The following is a 17,246-nucleotide window of genomic DNA, read 5'->3' as shown; positions in this document are numbered from 1 at the left end:
AAGTGAGGTGATCTGTATGCGAGTAGTAAAAGAAGCGGAAGCACGCAAAAATGAAATTTTGGATGCGGCGGATGAGCTCTTCGGTCAGAAGGGCTTTGACGGCACCAGCACTAACGATATTCTTGAGAAAGTCGGTATTGCACGGGGAACGCTGTATTATCACTTCAAGTCGAAGGAAGATATTATGGACGCGCTGATTGAACGGTACAATGTCCGGATGCTGGGTGCGGCGAAGGAAATCGCAACGGATCGGGGCATTCCGGTCATCGAGCGGGTGATTCGTACGGTCATGGCGTTGAACCTCAACAGCGGCGGGAGCAGCGAAGAAATCATGGAGCATATTCACAAGCCGCAGAACGCATTGATGCATCAGAAGATCCAGAAGAGCATCATTGCCGGTGTCACGCCGATTTTAACGGAGATCGTCCGTGAAGGTATTGAGCAAGGGCTGTTCGAAACCCCGTTTCCCTACGAATGCATGGAGATGGCGGTCATTTATGCCAATACCGTATTTGATGATGACTTTGTACCGATGACGGATGAGGAGCGCATGCAACGGGTGTTGGCTTTTATCGCGAATCTGGAGCGGATGCTCGGCGCACAAAGCGGCAGTCTGATGGAGGTCATGCGGATGTTTGGCGGAGGGGAAGCGGAGGGTCATGAATAACCGGCCGGGTGCATCCTTCGGAAAATTTCTTCTGCTTTGGTTCGGGCAGCTGATCTCATCGGTCGGCAGCGGACTTACTTCATTTGGATTAGGCATTTACGTGTTCCAGCAGACGGGGCAGGCTTCGGCGATGGCGCTGGTGACCTTGCTTGCCTTTCTTCCGTCGCTGCTGCTAAGCGCCTTTGCAGGCGTGCTTGCGGACCGTTATGACCGGCGGCTGCTCATGGTCGCAGGCGATGGTCTTTCCGCGCTGGGACTGGTGTTCATTCTCTTGTGCATGCTTGGCGGGGAGGCGCAGCTATGGCAGATTTGCGCAGGTGTGACGATCAGCTCGGTATTCTCCTCTTTACTTGAGCCGGCCTATAAGGCCACCGTGACGGACCTGCTGACTGAGGAGCAATACACAAAGGCAAGCGGGCTGGTTCAGGTGGCGGGCTCGGCCAAATTCCTGATCTCGCCGGTCATCGCCGGCTTGCTGCTCTCCGTATCGGATATTACGCTGCTGCTGATTCTGGATATTGCCACGCTTGTTGTTACTATCGTAACGACGCTTGTTGTACGCAGCCGGCTTACCTCGAAGCCCTATGAACAGACGCGTTCCTTTGTTCAGGAATTGAAGGAAGGGTGGAGCGCGGTAGCCGGGAATAGAGGTGTGCTGATGCTGGTGATAATGACCTCTTTGTTGACCTTTTTCATCGGCTTTATTGAGACCTTGTTCATTCCGATGCTGCTTGCCTTTACCGACAGCGCTGTAGTAGGTACGCTGGAGACTGTCGTGGCTTCAGGCATGCTTGTCTCCAGTGCGATATTAGGATTTCTTCCGATCAAGAAAAATTACGTCAATATTCTCTCCTTCTCCTTTTTCGGGATCGGCCTGTTTATGGCGGCATTCGGCTTTCGGGAGAACCTTGTTCTGATTACTGTCTCCGGCTTTTTCTTTTTCGCTATGCTGCCTTATGCCAATGCTTGTCTGGATTATTTGATCCGTATAAATATGGAGCCCTCTGTGCAAGGACGGGGGTGGGCGATGATCGGTGTCTTATCCCAGCTTGGCTTCGTGGCGGCCTATGCCTTGGCAGGCGTACTGGCGGATTATGTGTTCACGCCGCTATTGGTGGAGGGCGGAACACTTGCCGGCAGCGTGGGCAGGATCATCGGTACGGGCAGCGGCAGAGGCACGGGCCTTCTGATTATTCTTGCAGGCGTGCTGTTATGCGTTACCTCGGTCTTTTTGTATCGGCTCAAATCAGTTAGGAAGTTGGAGTGGAGGTGACCCATGTATTACAGAATGATTCGAAATGACCTGTCCAGGAGTAAGCTGATCACGATGACCACCTTGATCTTTGTAGCGGCAGCGGCGATGCTGGTGTCGCTGGCGGCGATTCTCACCGTGAATCTGTCGGGAGCGATCGATACGCTGATGGTCAAGGCGAAGACACCCCATTTTATGCAGATGCATACAGGAGAACTGGATATGAAGCGGCTGTCGGCATTTGCAGAGCAAAATGGTGAGGTGGATGACTACCAGGTGTTGGAGTTTCTCAACATGGATAGCGCCAAAGTAACCTTGGGCGGTCAATCGCTGGCAGATCAGGTTCAGGATATTGGATTTAGCGTCCAGAGCGAAGCCTTCGATTATTTGCTGGATCTCAAGGGTCATGCCATTCGGGCGGAGGAAGGCGAGCTTTATGTCCCGCTGACTTATATGAAGGACGGTACGACCCGGATTGGAGACACGGCTGTCATCGGTGAGAAGACCTTAACGGTCGCGGGGTTTCTCCGCGATTCGCAGATGAATTCCACGCTTGCCTCCTCCAAACGGTTCCTGGTCAGCGCCAAGGATTATGCGGAGCTCCAAAGCCAGGGGAGCGTGGAGTATCTGATCGAGTTCAGATTGAAGAATCTGTCGGCGCTTGGCGCCTTCGAGGCGGCCTATGCTGCCGCAGGATTGGAGGCGAACGGACCGACAATCACCTATCCGTTGTTCCGGATGATCAACGCCATTTCCGACGGCATGATGATTGGAGTCATTTTGCTTGTGAGCTTGCTTGTCGTGGCGATTGCCCTGATGTGTATCCGCTTTACGCTGTTGGCCAAGATCGAGGACGACTACCGTGAAATTGGGGTGATGAAGGCGATCGGGCTGCGTATAGCGGACATCAAGAGAATATATCTGGCCAAATATGCAGCGGTTGCGGCGGCAGGCAGCCTGCTTGGCTTTGTACTCTCCCTGGGCTTTCAAGGCCTGCTGCTCGAAAATATTCGCCTCTACATGGGAGAGAGCGATCAGGCATCGCTTGGCGCCATCCTCGGAATCATCGGCATCCTGCTTGTGTTCCTCGCTATTATAGCCTATGTGAACGGTGTGCTGAGACGGTTCCGGCATATTTCTCCGGCAGAGGCCATCCGGTTCGGCACGGCCCGGCAGAAGGTCTCAGGTACGGGGAGTCTTCGCTTGAGCAGAAGCGGGTGGTTGAATACGAATGTATTTCTCGGGATCAAGGATGTGCTGAGCAGGAAAAGGCTCTATGCCACGATGCTTGCCGTGCTGGTGATCTCGGCCTTCATCATGATTGTTCCGCAAAACCTGCACGCTACGATCTCCTCCAAGGACTTCACTCAATATATGGGCATCGGTGATGCTGATCTTCGTATGGACCTCCGGCAGACCGGCCATCTATCTGAGCAAGCTGCAGAAATCACGGATGCGCTGGAGGGCGATAGCGCGATCCTGAGCTATGTGATGCTGACAACCAAGAGCTTTTCCGTCAAGCTGGAGAACGGCTCGGAGGAGAGGCTGAAGATCGAGCTCGGCGATCATTCCCGATTCCCGATCAAGTATGCGGAGGGAGGGGCGCCTGGCGCAGATCATGAAATTGCCTTGTCGGCGATCAACGCTCAGGAGCTGGATGTCCAGGTCGGCGATTTCCTTAACGTAGAGCTCCAAGGGAAGCCGGTACGGCTGACGGTCAGCGGTATTTACTCGGACATTACGAATGGAGGCAAGACGGCCAAGGCCGTATTTACCGATCCTTCAGCAGAGCAAATGTGGTGCATTTTCTATGCCGAGCTTGCCGATCCGGCACAAACCATCAGCAAAGCCGGCGAATATGCTGACAGATTTCCGGAAACCAAGGTATCGGATATGGATGAATATATTGCGCAGACGTTCGGGTCTACAAGAAGCTCTATAGAAATGGCCTCTTATGCGGCGATGGCGGTTGCGCTGATCATCACCGTGCTAGTTACGCTGCTGTTCATGCACATGCTGGTATTCAAGGATAGATATGCGATTAGCGTCATGAAGGCGTTTGGCTTCACAAATGGAGACATCCAGCTTCAGTTCTTGTCGCGTTCAGCCTTCATTCTTGTGGCCGGCGTTGTTCTCGGCACGCTTCTGGCTAATACGGCGGGAGAGAAGCTTGCGGGTGCTGTGATTTCTTCCTTCGGGGCGTCAGCATTTCAATTTACGTCGGATCCAGTATCCTCGTATGTGCTTATCCCGCTGCTTATGGCGGGTCTTGTGCTGATCGCGACGATCATCGGCACCAGCGGTGCCGGAGCAATCAAAATTTCCGAACATATAAAGGAGTAGGCCAATGAAAAAGCTGCTGACCGGAGAAGAAGTTGTGAAGTCGTTCGGGACGGGAGAGGAAAAGCGCAACGTGCTCGACGGTGTATCCGTCAGTATACATGAAGGGGAGTTCGTAGCCGTGATGGGGCCCTCGGGTTCAGGAAAATCCACACTGCTGTTTGCGCTGAGCGGCACGGATAACGTGGACGGAGGACAGGTCGCCTTTGACGGCAAGGACCTGTCAAGGCTTGGAGAGAGCGAGCTTGCGGAGCTGCGCAGAACCCAAATGGGGTTTGTCTTTCAACAGCCGACGATGCTGAAGAATCTAAATATCTTTGATAACATCATTCTTCCGTCGATGCGGGGCGGCCGACGTGCTGCCGGAGCAATTACGGCACGTGCGAGAGCGCTGATGGACAGAGTAGGTATAGCAGAGCTGGCGGAACGAGATATTGCTCAGGTATCGGGGGGACAGCTTCAGCGTGCGGGAATATGCCGCGCCTTGATGAACAATCCGAAAATGATTTTCGGCGATGAGCCTACGGGCGCACTCAACTCCCGGGCCGCCGAGGAAATTATGGACCTGCTGTCCGAAATTCATGCGGAAGGAACAACAGTAATGCTTGTTACTCATGATGCCAAGGTGGCCGCAAGAGCCGAGCGCACCTTGTTCATGCGGGACGGGAATATCGTGAGTGAGCTGAAGCTTCCGAAGTTCGACGGACAGGGCCTGGATGGCCGGATCGGGCAAGTAACCTTAAAGATGAGAGAGATCGGAGTATAGCGTATGAAGAAGGGGCTGCCCCATAAGCCCCTAGTTAATGATTCTGCAACCCAGGGGTATGTAAATATAAGTTGAACTTTAAAGGCGAAGTGGCAAGGGCTTAATTCCAATTATAGAAATCCGGGAACAACAGCGATCGAAGACACACTTTTCACGTTGCCCAACCCCACTCGCCTTACTCCCCCCACCGGTAGGCCCACAGATATCCCTTCGATTCCAGCAGCAGGTCGTCCTCCTTTTCCTTGGGCTCGAAAGTAATGTTGTTGTTGGTATGCATGATATACCCGTGGTTCACCCGGTCGATCACGATCGGAACATCAAGCTCCATGAACAGCTGCCGCATTCGATAAATCGTATTGTAAAGATTGGAGAAGGCCCGCTTCTCCTCTACATTCATCCAGAGATCATCTATAATTCTCAATTTGTGGCACAGCTTATTTTCATGTAATAGAAAATAATAAAACAGCTCTTCTGTTATACGGGTAGGCCATTTCACAAGCTGTCCGCCGGCTTTGACAAATGCGTCTCCGTAAAGCTGCACATTGAGCCGGTTCTTCGGAACCTGCTTCGGCCGCTGTCCATAATATTTCTGAAGCCGTTCGTCCAACTGCTTGACCATGTTAGGAGTCATCGGTTTCAAAATATAATCCAGCGCCTGGACGCGAAAAGCCTGTACAGCGTACTGCTGATAAGCGGTTGTGAAGATTACGGGCACATCAATCCCGTTTTCAACCAAGCTCTGAGCCAATTGCAATCCGGTCATACGCGGCATTTCAACGTCGAGCAGAATGGCATCGAGATCCAGCTTGGGAATTTCCTGCAGGGCGTCGAAGGGAGACTCAAAGCGACCGACAATTAGAAAGGGTCCGTAGGACTCAAGCAATCGGGCATGTAAGTCCAGAATTGGCCTCTCATCCTCTACGATCATTATTTTCCACATTCATTTGCTCTCCCTTCATGGGAATCGTTAATACAATAGTCGTCCCGGTTCCTGGTGACGAATGAATCTCCACTTTGCCTTGGGTAAAATCATGCACGCGCCGGCGCACGTTCGTAAAGCCGATTCCGTTCGCGGGGGCTCCCTCCAGTAATTCCTTGCATTGTGAAGCCGTCATCCCCACACCGTCATCGGTAATGATGACGTGAAGGAGATGATTACGAAGGGTAATCGTCACTTGAACATGACCCGGGCCATCCTTGTTAAAGATTCCATGACGAATCGCATTTTCGACCAGGGGCTGCAGAAGCAGGCTGGGAATGCGCGTCTTATCCGCGTCAATAACGGGATCCAGCTCATAGGCAAAGCTCAAGCGTTCACCAAACCGGGCCTTTTCTACCTCAACATAAGCTTCAATAATTTCAAGTTCCTTTTGTAATGAGGAGGTCTGCCCCTCTCTGCTGGATTCGAATATATAGCGCAGGAATGAACTTAGCATCGTCAGTAAGTAGGCCGCCCGTTCGCCGTCTGTATAGCAGAAGGAAATGATGTTGCTAAGCGCGTTGTACAGGAAATGGGGTTTAATCTGAGTTTGCAGAAAAGCCATTTCATACTCGATTGCTTTTAACGTCGACTGCTTCGTCTGCTCTGCTGCATTGAGTCTGGCCATCAAGGTTTCCTTGGAGATGGGCTTCAATAAATAATCATTTGCCCCGGCCGTAAAGATCGTCTCGATATATCCCGGATATTCTGAAGAAATCATCATGAGAACCGGAAGCTCGATCAGCGAGGCCTGGATACGAATCTGTCTCAGCAGATCCAGGCTATTCATCTCACCCGGGATAAGATCGTCGATGATGACTAACGCGACTTCCGGGTGTGTGCGGTAATAATCCAGCGCCTCTTGAATGGTGTAGACGGTTTGTATTTTGTAGGTATCACTCAGCATACTTTTCATGACTTCTGCATGCATCACATCATCATCCACAATAAGCACGGTTTGCAGCTCCCGCTCCTCCGAAGCGGCAACAGACCGGATGAGATATTCGTAGTCCAAGGGAGCCATCGGTTCCTTGAATTCGCTGAAGGTCAGCCTGACCAAGAATCGCGTCCCCGTGTTTGTTCGCTCGTACGTGACCGATCCGTTCATTTGCTGGATAAGCTCTTGTGTCATCATCAGGCCGGAGGAATGCTGGAGATTCCTGCTGGCTGTGATGGACTGACGGGTTGCGGTGATAATAAGTAGCACATCGGAACCGTCCTGTGCGGACTCAATCGTTAAGGCACCCTCGGCAGAATCAAGGGAGATTTCATTCATTACACGCAGCAGAACCTGTGTCAAACGCTGCTCATCGGCCCACACATATAGCTGGCCCACAATCATTTCATTGACTTGGATATTCTTCTTGTTGAACGTAAACTGCATCAGTTGGATGACGTAGAGCATGACCATTCTTAGATTGGTCGATTTCAATTGAATCTCATAATCTTCAAACCGCAGACGGGTAAAGTCATGCAAATCTCTCAGCAAATAGACCATATTCTCCATGAGCTGCTCGGCCAAATACAATTGTTCGCCTTGCTTCCGGCCATTCTGCTCTTGAGGAATTGACCGCATGAGATGAACGACATCGAGCAAGGGCCGCTGCAATTCCTGGGCAGTGACTTTCAGGAAGGCATCCTTGGCGGCATTTGCATTTTTCAGGCGGGCTGTCAATCGCTCTGACTCCGCTGTCCGGTTCATCAATCGAATGCCTAAGAATACGTTCATGGTCATGATGAATCCGATCAGTCCAACTCGGTTCATGCTATTACGTCCGGAGAAGAATAAGGTATCCGAAGAGGAAGTGATAGCAAACATAGCAAGAAAGAGCATCATGAATATGAGAATGACAGCTTCATTTCGCCGTATGGAAATCCGGTTCTTCATCGTTAAGTACAACGTACGGAAGAGCAGGATCAAGAAGAGCAGGTCCATGTAATATAACATCACATATTGCACGGACGATAGGGTTCTCGCGGGCAGCATCGCATTCAGGACCGCGAAGACCAGCAGGGGCAGACAAAGCAGGAACAAAGCCCTGCGGCCCACCATAAACGGAATCATCTTTGCGAAAAATACAATTAGTAAAATAGAGCTCAAATAAGTGAGTGAATCCTGTAACCGAAAATAGAGCTCGAAGGGCAAATCCGGGAATTCCCGGATGACTATGCGGTCTCCCCAAAGAGCAATGGCTGCTGCCAGCAATACGAAGTGGAGTCCGCTATACAGGAAGGCTTCATCCTTCGTTCGCATTAAGTAGAGCGTGAGATGATACATGCTGCATATCAGCAGGAAAAGCACGGCGGCCCATTCCAGAGAAAGATCGCGGTGCACATCCTTGTCTATCATTGCGGCATCGCCAATGTCTATCGGGAGGACGATCCCCCCTCTGGTATTGTAGAAATTCGAAACATGAATGGTAAGCAGCACCTGACGCTGATCCGGCTTGAAGTGAATCTCGTAGGAACGATTATCCGGAATCATCTCTTGCTTGGAGTCCGCAGGGGCCCCCTTTTTCGAGACAAGCAGTCCGTTGATATAGAGCTCATGTGCAGACCAGATATTGCGAATGCGTAATCCGACCTCGGTCCATTGGTCAGGCAGATAGACGACTAATTGATACGATCCCCAGTGGATATCTGAGGGCCACGCTCCAGGTACCGGCAGCGAAACGGCCTCTTCAGCAAGGTGTGCCGGATCTGTAAATGAATCCGGTGTAAATTTCCAATCCCCAGCCAAAGATACGAACGGAGAATCGGTAATTTGACGCAGATCAATGATCCCATCAACGGCCTTGGTCTTGATATTGGCTGTGTCCTCATCGCTAAAAATCATGTACAACATGGCGATTAAGGCGCAGGCTGCGCCAATAAAGCCTAGTAGTCTCTTCATGTCTATCACGCTCCTGTACGGATACTATCATATGCCACGGAACTCTCAAAAAGCTATCAACCGAAAATACTAATGCTTGAGAGATTTTTGAGAGAGCCGTCTGCTATTTTAATATCATCATTTTTAAATATTTTTGAAATGGGAGGGTACATCGAGATAGACTGCATTGCTACTAAACTTACAGGATAGGTGAGCTGATGAAGAAGACAGTGGTTTCAATGGTAATGGCAGTATTACTGGTCGTTACAAGCATGCCGATGGCACATGCGCTTTCTCCGGTAGCGGAGGTGTACTACAATGTAGGAACGAGTGTCTATGATGCCAGTGATTTTGAGAGTGAATTGAATGATGCGGTTAAAGCCAAGTTGATTGCAGCGGACGTCAACCCGAAATATGTATCCATTATGGATGCTAGTGCGGATCCGGCTGCTGTATCGGACATGCAGTATGTCCATAATGGAAGAGCAAGCTGGTATATAGATTATTATAATTTTGTTATTACTCCGTCCGTTGAGACGGCCGACTACAATCACGTACAAGTTTCAAATGGAGGGAATACCTTAACCTTCTATGGCTATACTGTCCCTGGCTACAAGGATTTCATGCTGACCAGCGGAAGTCCGTCGGGCAAGAAGATCATCACCTTCGATATGGATGAATCCAAGGTGGATTACCACAGCATGGAGGGCGGCGGCTTTCTGTTTAATACGCAGATCGACGGTGCCGGTAAGTTGAGCGGATATGCAATTTTATATGTAGAAGGCGAGATCAAGGTCTATAAGCTCGATTCAATAGATGCATCCGCTCTGCATAATGAAACATCGCGAGCTTTAAGCAATATGACGGGCGTTACTTCAGTTGGAAGCTTTACTAAAGGCAGCGCTACTCAGCATACTATTAAAATTGTTGCTACCGATACCACACTGAACATGTGGGATAATGGCGATCAGCTTATCCGAAATCTCTCACTTCCGGATGTGTACGGCAATGAATTCGGCCCGATCGTTAGCCATATCGGTCATAGCTGCGACATTATTTCTATCTTCTCCTTTGAGAACATGAAATTGTATTCTACTTCAAGCAAGAGCCTGGATGTAGCAGTCGACAATATTCATTGGGGAACAGCACCGCTCCGCTATGTTGTGAATATTAATGATGACCCGCGCGGTGACTTGGACGAAGGCGACAAACAAGCCAAGCTTACAGACTCGTTCAATCAAAATGGACTCCAATATGTTGGAGTAACAGAAGCCACTTATGAGGATGTTAATCAGCGCTTTATCGATGACATTTTCCAGAGCGGATTCCATATTGAATCTACGAAGCCTACCAGCGAGATTATTGAAGAGCTCGCCAGCCGCATTGCAGATAAGCTAATTGCGGATTACAAAGATGCGATTGAGGATATTGAGCAAGCAGAGGATGTTACGGATATTCAGTTTAATTCTGGAGATTCCAAAAATTCGGTAAGAAACAATCTTACGCTGCTGGATGATGCGGGCGTTACGACAGTCTGGAGCACTGATCAACCGTCGATTATCGCTCCGGATGGGACAGTGACCGGACCGGTAACTGCTCAATCGGGAGTTTATGTGAATCTGAAGGCTACGATCACCAAAGACGGACTGACCAGCGAGAAGACCTTCACCGTCTATGTTCTGGCAGCTAATCCGGCCCCGTTATCTTCACTATCCGTGGAAGCGGGCAATGGACAGGCTACCTTGAGCTTCCCGGAATTAATCGGAGCAACCGACATTATTGTTGAGCAATCTACTGACAAAATCAATTATAGCCCGGCCACCCTGCTCGAGGCGCTCGATGTATCCTCGACAAGTGCGACAGTCACCGGCTTGGTGAATGGCGAAACCTATTACTTCCGTTTACAGGTTGTTTCCGGATTCTATCAAGGCGAGTCCAATGTAGTCGAAGCACTGCCTTCAGAATCATTGACTACCTTATCGGCTGAGACAGGAGATCAGCAGATCATCTTGAAATTCCCTGCCTTAGGGACTTCGGATATTGTGGTCGAGCAATCGGAGGATGGTATTAACTTTAGTCCGGTTACTCCGGTGGAGACATTGGATGCCACATCCACGAGTGCAACCGTCACGGGTCTGACTAACGGTAAATCTTATCATTACCGCTTGGTGATTGGATCGGGCGTTTATCGCGGTGTGTCCAACATCGTTCAAGCCTCCCCTTCGGAGCCGGTAACAAACTTAGCAGCTGTGGCTGGCATGCAGCAAGTAACGCTGACCTTCCCTCCATTAACAGGGGCTTCAAGCATTATAATCGAGCAGTCGACGGATGGAGAGAACTTTTATCCGGTCAATGCAGTTGAGACGCTGAATGATGCTTCTACTACTGCGACAATTACTAACTTGTCCAGTCGCGAAACCTATCATTTCCGTCTAAGAGTGGAATCGGGCGAGCGTGCAGGCGTATCCAATGTGGTAACCGTCAAGCCTGGCGCATCTTCCGAGCCTGTAACGACTCCTTCTACCGGAAGCGGTAGTGGTACAGGGTCCGTGCAGCAGCCTGCAGCTACTATGAAGACCGAGCCGGTTGTATCCGATCAGGCTAACGGGGGCAAGGTTGTTCAAGAGAAGATCACGAAGCTGGTAGGAGACAACCTGCGAGTTTCGGGGAAAATAAAGTCGGCGAACGGTCAGACACTGAACCTGCCTAATGTGGTTATGAATCAGGATGGAAGCTTCACGCTTCCGAAGGTGGCGCCGGGTGAATACACCCTGTCACTAAATGTAATTGCACCTAATGGAGAGAAACTGGCCGGTCCTGCAGGCAAGCTGACTGTCGATAATGCCGGAAACGCCAAGCTATCTGTAGACCTGGTAGACCCATACGGCACGATTCTGGATGAAATCACAGGCCAACCAGCTGCAGGTGTAAACATGCAGTTATATTGGGCGGATACAGAGCTGAACCGCTCCAAGGGCAGAGTGCCTGGCACGCTTGTCAACCTTCCTGAGCTGGCAGATTTCGCACCGAACAACAATCATAACCCGCAAGTGAGCTCAGACAGCGGAGAGTATGGCTGGATGGTATTTGCAGACGGTGATTACTACTTCCTTGGCGAGAAGGATGGATACACTGTATTCGATAGCCGCAAGGATAGCCGGGAAGAGAGCTTCGGTACGGACAGCTATATCAAGGATGGCATTATCCATGTCGGAGATACAATCGTAAAATTCAGCTTCTCGTTGCAGCCTAAGCTGAAGGATTCAGGGGATCACACGCCGTATATGGTTGGATATCCTGACGGTACGTTTAAGACGGACCAAGGGATTGTTCGATCTGAGGTTGCAGCAATCTTGTCTCGTTTGTATACTTCTGCGGCAAGCTCCAGTAAAGTCTCCTATGCGGATGTGAATGCCAAGCACTGGGCGGCGAATGCAATTACAACGGCAACCAACAATAAATGGATGGTGGGCTTCGGCAACAATACCTTTAAGCCGAATCAACAGATCACTCGGGCTGAATTTGCTCAGATTCTGATGAATTTGTATAAGTGGGATGCTGCATCAGAAAGCTCCTATATAGACATTAAGGGTTATTGGGCAGAAAAAGCCATTGCAACGGTTGAACAGCAAGGACTGCTGTTCGACTTCACCGGAGAGACCTTTGATCCGGGAGAGCCGATTACAAGATTAGAAGTAGTTCGTATTCTTAATCAGTTGCTAGGCCGTCATCCATGGGATATCCAGATTGGACAGAAGTGGACCGATGTACCAGCAAGCCATCCTCATTATTCAGACATTATGGAAGCTTCGACTCCGCATAACTTCGATCAATTCGAGACAGGAATCGAAAGCTGGAAATAGGGAATAGGAAATAGGAAATAAAGCAGGGGCTTCCCAACAGACTTGATCTGGCGGGAGGCCCTATTTGTGTTAATAGGCTGGTACGGCAGATAGCTGCTTGACTGGCGAGGGCTTAAGTGAGCGAAGCAGGGAAGTGTGCAATAGCGGCAAAATGTGCAATAGCAGAAAAGAGTTGAACATTAGATGGCGAGTTGGACGGGGCAACGTATGAGGTATGCTTACGATCGCTGTTGTTCGCGGATTTCTTTGATTAGACTAAGTTCTGACAAGGAAGAAATCTGCTCACAAAGGCGAACGCTGACGCTTCTTCAGCATACCTCATACTTATGCCCGGGCACTTCGCCTTTGCAGTTTAACTGATATACCGTTGCACATGGCCATTCCTAAGCAGCATAGCAATAACTGCTCTGCTATTAACTTGTCTCCCTGCGGCATACAAGCAGGATACTGTGCGCAAGCCAAGCCTCCTCCCAACTTCACCTTCCTGGCAGGCAAGCCTTAGGCTAGGCACGCGGCGAATGGAAGCCTGCGCGAATCACTTTATGCACAGCCCAATGGAACACTGGGCGCCTGGAGTTACGCCCAGTCGCACGTTGCTTCGGCCTTGTGCGAAACACAGAACTTCATTATCCGACTAAGTATTCCAGTATTCCTCATTCGGCGATTTAGTGAAATTACTTGTTACTACTTAGGTCGTCATTGAATAGCAAAATGAAATTGATGCTGAAGAGCAGACATGAGGGAAGATAAGATGGGGAGATCCTGCTTACGGAGAGTTGAAATGAAGCTGCGAGCGCGGGCAAAATACGCAGCCCCTTCCCAAGTGCGAAAGGTCCCAGAGATTTTCTGCTTCACTTTAACCATACGAATATCGCGCTCTGCTTGATTATTATCGAAGGGAACACGGACATCATGAAGAAACCGGAGAATCGCTTCTTTGTAAACTCGAAAGCGCTCGCCCAGATTAGCGGCCTTGCTCTTACTTTTTCGTCCACGTGGGCCTGTCTTTTCCCGTTTTCGTCCCTGCTCCCATTCCAATTCACCCCAGCGAAGAATCGCATCATATCGCTCTTCGATGTAACGGATCGTGTTGGCGGCAAGCGGGCGGTTAGCTCTTCGAGCAGACTGAAAGAGTTTCAAACCCATTTGTAGCAACGCCTTCATCTGAGAAGCCCAGTGATGACGGTCGTATTCGGCAATCCCCTGACATTCCCGGATCAAATGAGCGCCACATAAAGCATGCTCGAAACGATACTTCTCTTTAAAATATGGCATGTTGCAGTCATGCATCACAATGCCGTTATAATCGGGCAAGAAACCGATGTCATCGAAGGCCTGGCTACCACGTTTGTCGTGAAACGCCTGGAAGGTCCAATGTGGTGTTGAGATGTTATGTAACCACTGTCTGGCGCCTTCAATGCGAGCCCCCGTTTCATCAGCATGGATAACAGCTGCGGTGGCCAAGTGGTCGCGAATCGTCTGTTCATACGGCGCTAACTGCTCATATCCTTGCTTCAATCGGGATAGCAGGGTGGCCTCACTCGGGCGATGACCGGTCAGATCTGCAAACACGCTCGGTCCAAGGGGAGCATCTGATAGGATACCAAGTAGACAGTCCAGGCCGTGAGGCTGTGCCCATACTGCACCGGGGCACTCACTTCTTGAGGAAAAGCGGCTTGTTGGATCCGCTGGCAACAGGGACAATATTTCTTTTCTGCCCGATGCTCTGTAACTAGCATACGTGGCTCAGGCAGGTCAAAAACCTGACGTCGCTCATACCCCATAGAATCCTCTTTCTGAAGAGACGTAGAGCAGACAGAACACCTGGATAAAGAATGTTCGATCACTTCGTCCGGACATTCACTGAACTTCAGCGTATGTCCTTTATGACCTTTGGGAGCCCCCTTTTTACCGCCAGGAGTGCGCAAATTTGTTGGTTTCCGAAAACCATCGGTGGATGGCGGTTTGCTGCTATTGTTAGAGTTTTGACCTAACTGACGTTCAAGATCCTTTACGCGGAGTTCCAACTGTTCAATCCTTGCTGCTTGTCTTTCGACTAATTCGGTAAGCCGTCGGTTTTGGTCGAGCAAAGCGGTGATGAAGGTTGCTATTTCAGTATCTCCTTTAGCAATTTGCAAAACTTCTTGCGGACTTGGATCCATCTTCATAACTTAGCTCCTTCCAAAAGAAACGGTGTATATAGTAGATTCGATACCGTGCTGCAAATTACCTTGTAGCAAAGAAAAAAGATACCCTCGTCGGAGAGTACCTAAGTAGTAACAATTACTTACCTTAAAATCTTCATTCGACGCTCGAACCCACATTTAGTGAAAAAACTTACCTTAGATCGCCAGTAATTAGCCAAATCCGCATTTTAGCCAACTTTAAGTACAAAAATTTCACTATATCCGCATATCCATCATTTCCCGGAATTTTAAGGTAACTTTTTTCACTGCACACGTAAGATCCATATTTTCATGCGGACAACCGATCACCGTCATGCTGCGAAAACACCGCGCCAATGGAGCTGCGCTCGGTGCGAGATTTACGCATGTTACGCATGCGTATTTGGTCGGTATTTTGCAGAATCTACTGGAATGGCCTTGCCCTGCAGGCTGATTGAAATGGGCGTATCCCCAATAATGATACGGTGTTGTCTGCTTACTGTTTGAATGCATTTGCAGAGTGCGGTGCATAGCACTATAAAGCCTAACTAAAGAATCTGCGTTAAAAGGGTATAAGTGTGAAGGTTGGTGCAGTAAAAGCTTTCTGAAAGAAAGCTGCATCGGGAGCATATGCTCGGAGTGTTCGCCTTTGTGAGCGGATTTCTTCCTTTTCAGAACTTGTCCAATTAAAGAAATCCGCGAGCAACAGCGATCGAAAGCAACCTTCACACGTTACCCCCGGAACGCAGAATCTTTTCCCTGCTTTATACTGCTGCACAGTCGCAGCAAACTGCAGCAAATAGAGCGCTGCCACGAACTTCTGGGACGGCTCAACTGATCTTATACAACCGCAGACAGCCAAAATTTGATTAAAAAATGAACAAATTCTTGTTTGTGATGTTACTTAATGTATGGTAAGCTTTAATTAAGTAACATCAATTCGGGGGGATTATCGGTGCAATTCGTCAATCCGATTCGAGACAATGAGACTATTCAAGCTATGAAAGAGGAGTTGAGGAAGAATTCCATTAGAGACCTGCTGCTGTTCGTTATTGGAATCAATACGGGCTTAAGCTTGCTTGATATGTTGAACCTTAAGGTTCAGGACGTCTGGGACGGACAGAATACGAAGGAATTTCTGGTGATCAAGGAAGAGCGGACCGGAGAGGATAAATGGTACTATTTGAACAGCAAGATTCGGGAAATCGTTACGGAGTATTTATCCGGGAAGGACTGTAAGCCCGAGGACTATTTATTCAAGTCCAAGCGGGACTGCCGGCCAATTACCCGTCAGCAGGCTTATCGAATTATTAACCAATCTGCAAGGGAGATCGGGATATCCGAGAATATCGGCACCCATACGCTGCGTAAGACCTTCGGTTATCACGCCTACCAGAAAGGCATCGCCATCTCTATCATCAAGTCCATTTTGAACCATCAGTCTACGGCGGAGACCCTTAAATATTTGGGTGTGAGCAAGGCTGAGCCTCTTCCTATTAAAGTGGATGTGAACTTGTAGAGGGTGGGAACGGCGCTTATATGGGCAATCTGCTGTTCTAAATCATAAAGAAGCTCCCCACATAAGATGTAGAGAGCTTTTGATACAATATAGCCAGCTTATAGCTTATGATTCTATGTCATTCAGACTCACGGTCGTGTGCATATCCACATTCATCAATTCAGTAACAACCCCGTCTCTAACCAGAACCTGCAGGGTTTCTGCATCCTTCATAAAACGGAAGATTCCGTTATCGAAGTCCGTATCGGCTTCCTTGAAGAAGATGCCCTCATACAGCGTGTCCTTATCATGATTGAAACTGAGCTGATATTGCTCGCCATCCTGAAATAAATAGGCTCGAACACCCTTCTCATAGAGCCCTTCTTCATCCCGGATATAACGGGCGACAGAGACGATATGCAGATCCACAAACGGGATATCGCGAACCAGAGAGTTAATAATCGATCCCTTTGTAATTTGCTCCCAACGGCTATGTGCGGTCTGTCCCAAAATAATTTGAGTAACTTGATGTTCTCTGGCAACCTCGGCAATGACCTTGGAAACCGGGCGCTGCTCATTATCCTTCATAATGAACTGAGCTGTAGGATGAGCTTGAGCAAATTCTTTCCATTTTTCAATGTAATGTACTTTATCGGCATCCAATTCATCAAACGGCTTAGGGTCAATAGTCAGTACATAGAGCGGAGCCTGGAGCATATTGGCAATTTTACAGCCGCGCTTGAGTAATCTCTCTCCGTTCGGCCCATAATAAACGCAGACAAGTATGCTCTCATTGAACAGATTATTCATTTTAAACAATTCACCTCAAGGTTAATAATGAAGC

11 protein-coding genes are annotated in these 17,246 nt (G+C 49.3%); 6 read left to right on the top strand and 5 right to left on the bottom strand.

Going from position 1 to position 17,246, the window contains the following annotated elements; all coding sequences use genetic code 11:
- Positions 1-16: 16 nt before the first annotated feature.
- Genes KI362_RS05505 through KI362_RS05490 form a run of 4 tightly spaced genes read left to right on the top strand, consistent with a single transcriptional unit; the run spans position 17 to position 5,025 of the window.
- Positions 17-667, top strand: coding sequence for a TetR/AcrR family transcriptional regulator (locus KI362_RS05505; protein WP_212941582.1), 651 nt, complete (start codon positions 17-19; stop codon positions 665-667).
- Positions 660-1,940 (top strand): MFS transporter, encoded by a 1,281-nt coding sequence (locus tag KI362_RS05500; protein WP_301625492.1) that lies wholly within the window; start codon positions 660-662, stop codon positions 1,938-1,940. The genes KI362_RS05505 and KI362_RS05500 overlap by 8 nt, the downstream gene beginning before the upstream one ends.
- A 3-nt stretch (positions 1,941-1,943) precedes the next feature.
- On the top strand, positions 1,944-4,262 hold the full coding sequence (locus KI362_RS05495) for an ABC transporter permease (protein ID WP_301625490.1): 2,319 nt from the start codon (positions 1,944-1,946) through the stop codon (positions 4,260-4,262).
- Between the two features lie 4 nt (positions 4,263-4,266).
- On the top strand, positions 4,267-5,025 hold the full coding sequence (locus tag KI362_RS05490; RefSeq protein ID WP_301625488.1) for an ABC transporter ATP-binding protein: 759 nt from the start codon (positions 4,267-4,269) through the stop codon (positions 5,023-5,025).
- Between the two features lie 175 nt (positions 5,026-5,200).
- Here the strand turns inward: KI362_RS05490 and KI362_RS05485 are convergent, their stop codons facing one another.
- Positions 5,201-5,965 (bottom strand): response regulator, encoded by a 765-nt coding sequence (locus KI362_RS05485; RefSeq protein WP_301625486.1) that lies wholly within the window; start codon positions 5,963-5,965, stop codon positions 5,201-5,203.
- Positions 5,937-8,897: a histidine kinase gene (locus KI362_RS05480; RefSeq protein WP_301625485.1), complete on the bottom strand. Its 2,961-nt coding sequence runs from the start codon at positions 8,895-8,897 to the stop codon at positions 5,937-5,939. The genes KI362_RS05485 and KI362_RS05480 overlap by 29 nt, the downstream gene beginning before the upstream one ends.
- 224 nt (positions 8,898-9,121) lie before the next feature.
- Between KI362_RS05480 and KI362_RS05475 the strand changes: the two genes are divergently transcribed.
- Positions 9,122-12,739 carry an S-layer homology domain-containing protein gene (locus KI362_RS05475; RefSeq protein WP_301625484.1) on the top strand — a complete coding sequence of 1,206 codons (3,618 nt, stop codon included), beginning with the start codon at positions 9,122-9,124 and terminating at the stop codon, positions 12,737-12,739.
- A 696-nt stretch (positions 12,740-13,435) separates the two neighbouring features.
- Here KI362_RS05475 and tnpC read toward each other — a convergent pair.
- Both tnpC and KI362_RS05465 read right to left on the bottom strand, forming a co-directional pair.
- Complete coding sequence (tnpC, locus tag KI362_RS05470) at positions 13,436-14,257, bottom strand: IS66 family transposase (protein ID WP_301625482.1); 822 nt, start codon at positions 14,255-14,257, stop codon at positions 13,436-13,438.
- A 38-nt stretch (positions 14,258-14,295) separates the two neighbouring features.
- Positions 14,296-14,907, bottom strand: coding sequence for a DUF6444 domain-containing protein (locus KI362_RS05465; RefSeq protein WP_301625480.1), 612 nt, complete (start codon positions 14,905-14,907; stop codon positions 14,296-14,298).
- Positions 14,908-15,859: 952 nt separating this feature from the next.
- Between KI362_RS05465 and KI362_RS05460 the strand changes: the two genes are divergently transcribed.
- Positions 15,860-16,423 carry a tyrosine-type recombinase/integrase gene (locus KI362_RS05460; protein ID WP_301625479.1) on the top strand — a complete coding sequence of 188 codons (564 nt, stop codon included), beginning with the start codon at positions 15,860-15,862 and terminating at the stop codon, positions 16,421-16,423.
- 105 nt (positions 16,424-16,528) lie between these two features.
- Here KI362_RS05460 and KI362_RS05455 read toward each other — a convergent pair whose 3' ends face one another.
- The gene (locus tag KI362_RS05455) at positions 16,529-17,212 is read right to left on the bottom strand and encodes a universal stress protein (RefSeq protein WP_301625477.1); all 684 of its coding nucleotides are present in this window, start codon (positions 17,210-17,212) and stop codon (positions 16,529-16,531) included.
- Between the last annotated feature and the right edge of the window lie 34 nt (positions 17,213-17,246).

The organism is Paenibacillus apis (assembly GCF_018333295.1).
Taxonomy (GTDB): domain Bacteria; phylum Bacillota; class Bacilli; order Paenibacillales; family Paenibacillaceae; genus Fontibacillus; species Fontibacillus antibioticophila.
Note: the sequence above shows the minus strand (reverse complement) of the source record. Positions and strands in the feature narration are given on the sequence as shown.

Coding starts and splice junctions, on each gene's coding strand:
- KI362_RS05500 (WP_301625492.1), top strand. CDS start 660: ATGAATAACCGGCCGGGTGCATCCTTCGGAAAATTTCTTCTGCTTTGG.
- KI362_RS05485 (WP_301625486.1), bottom strand. CDS start 5,965: ATGTGGAAAATAATGATCGTAGAGGATGAGAGGCCAATTCTGGACTTA.
- KI362_RS05495 (WP_301625490.1), top strand. CDS start 1,944: ATGTATTACAGAATGATTCGAAATGACCTGTCCAGGAGTAAGCTGATC.
- KI362_RS05455 (WP_301625477.1), bottom strand. CDS start 17,212: ATGAATAATCTGTTCAATGAGAGCATACTTGTCTGCGTTTATTATGGG.
- KI362_RS05505 (WP_212941582.1), top strand. CDS start 17: ATGCGAGTAGTAAAAGAAGCGGAAGCACGCAAAAATGAAATTTTGGAT.
- KI362_RS05475 (WP_301625484.1), top strand. CDS start 9,122: ATGGCAGTATTACTGGTCGTTACAAGCATGCCGATGGCACATGCGCTT.
- KI362_RS05490 (WP_301625488.1), top strand. CDS start 4,267: ATGAAAAAGCTGCTGACCGGAGAAGAAGTTGTGAAGTCGTTCGGGACG.
- KI362_RS05465 (WP_301625480.1), bottom strand. CDS start 14,907: ATGAAGATGGATCCAAGTCCGCAAGAAGTTTTGCAAATTGCTAAAGGA.
- KI362_RS05480 (WP_301625485.1), bottom strand. CDS start 8,897: ATGAAGAGACTACTAGGCTTTATTGGCGCAGCCTGCGCCTTAATCGCC.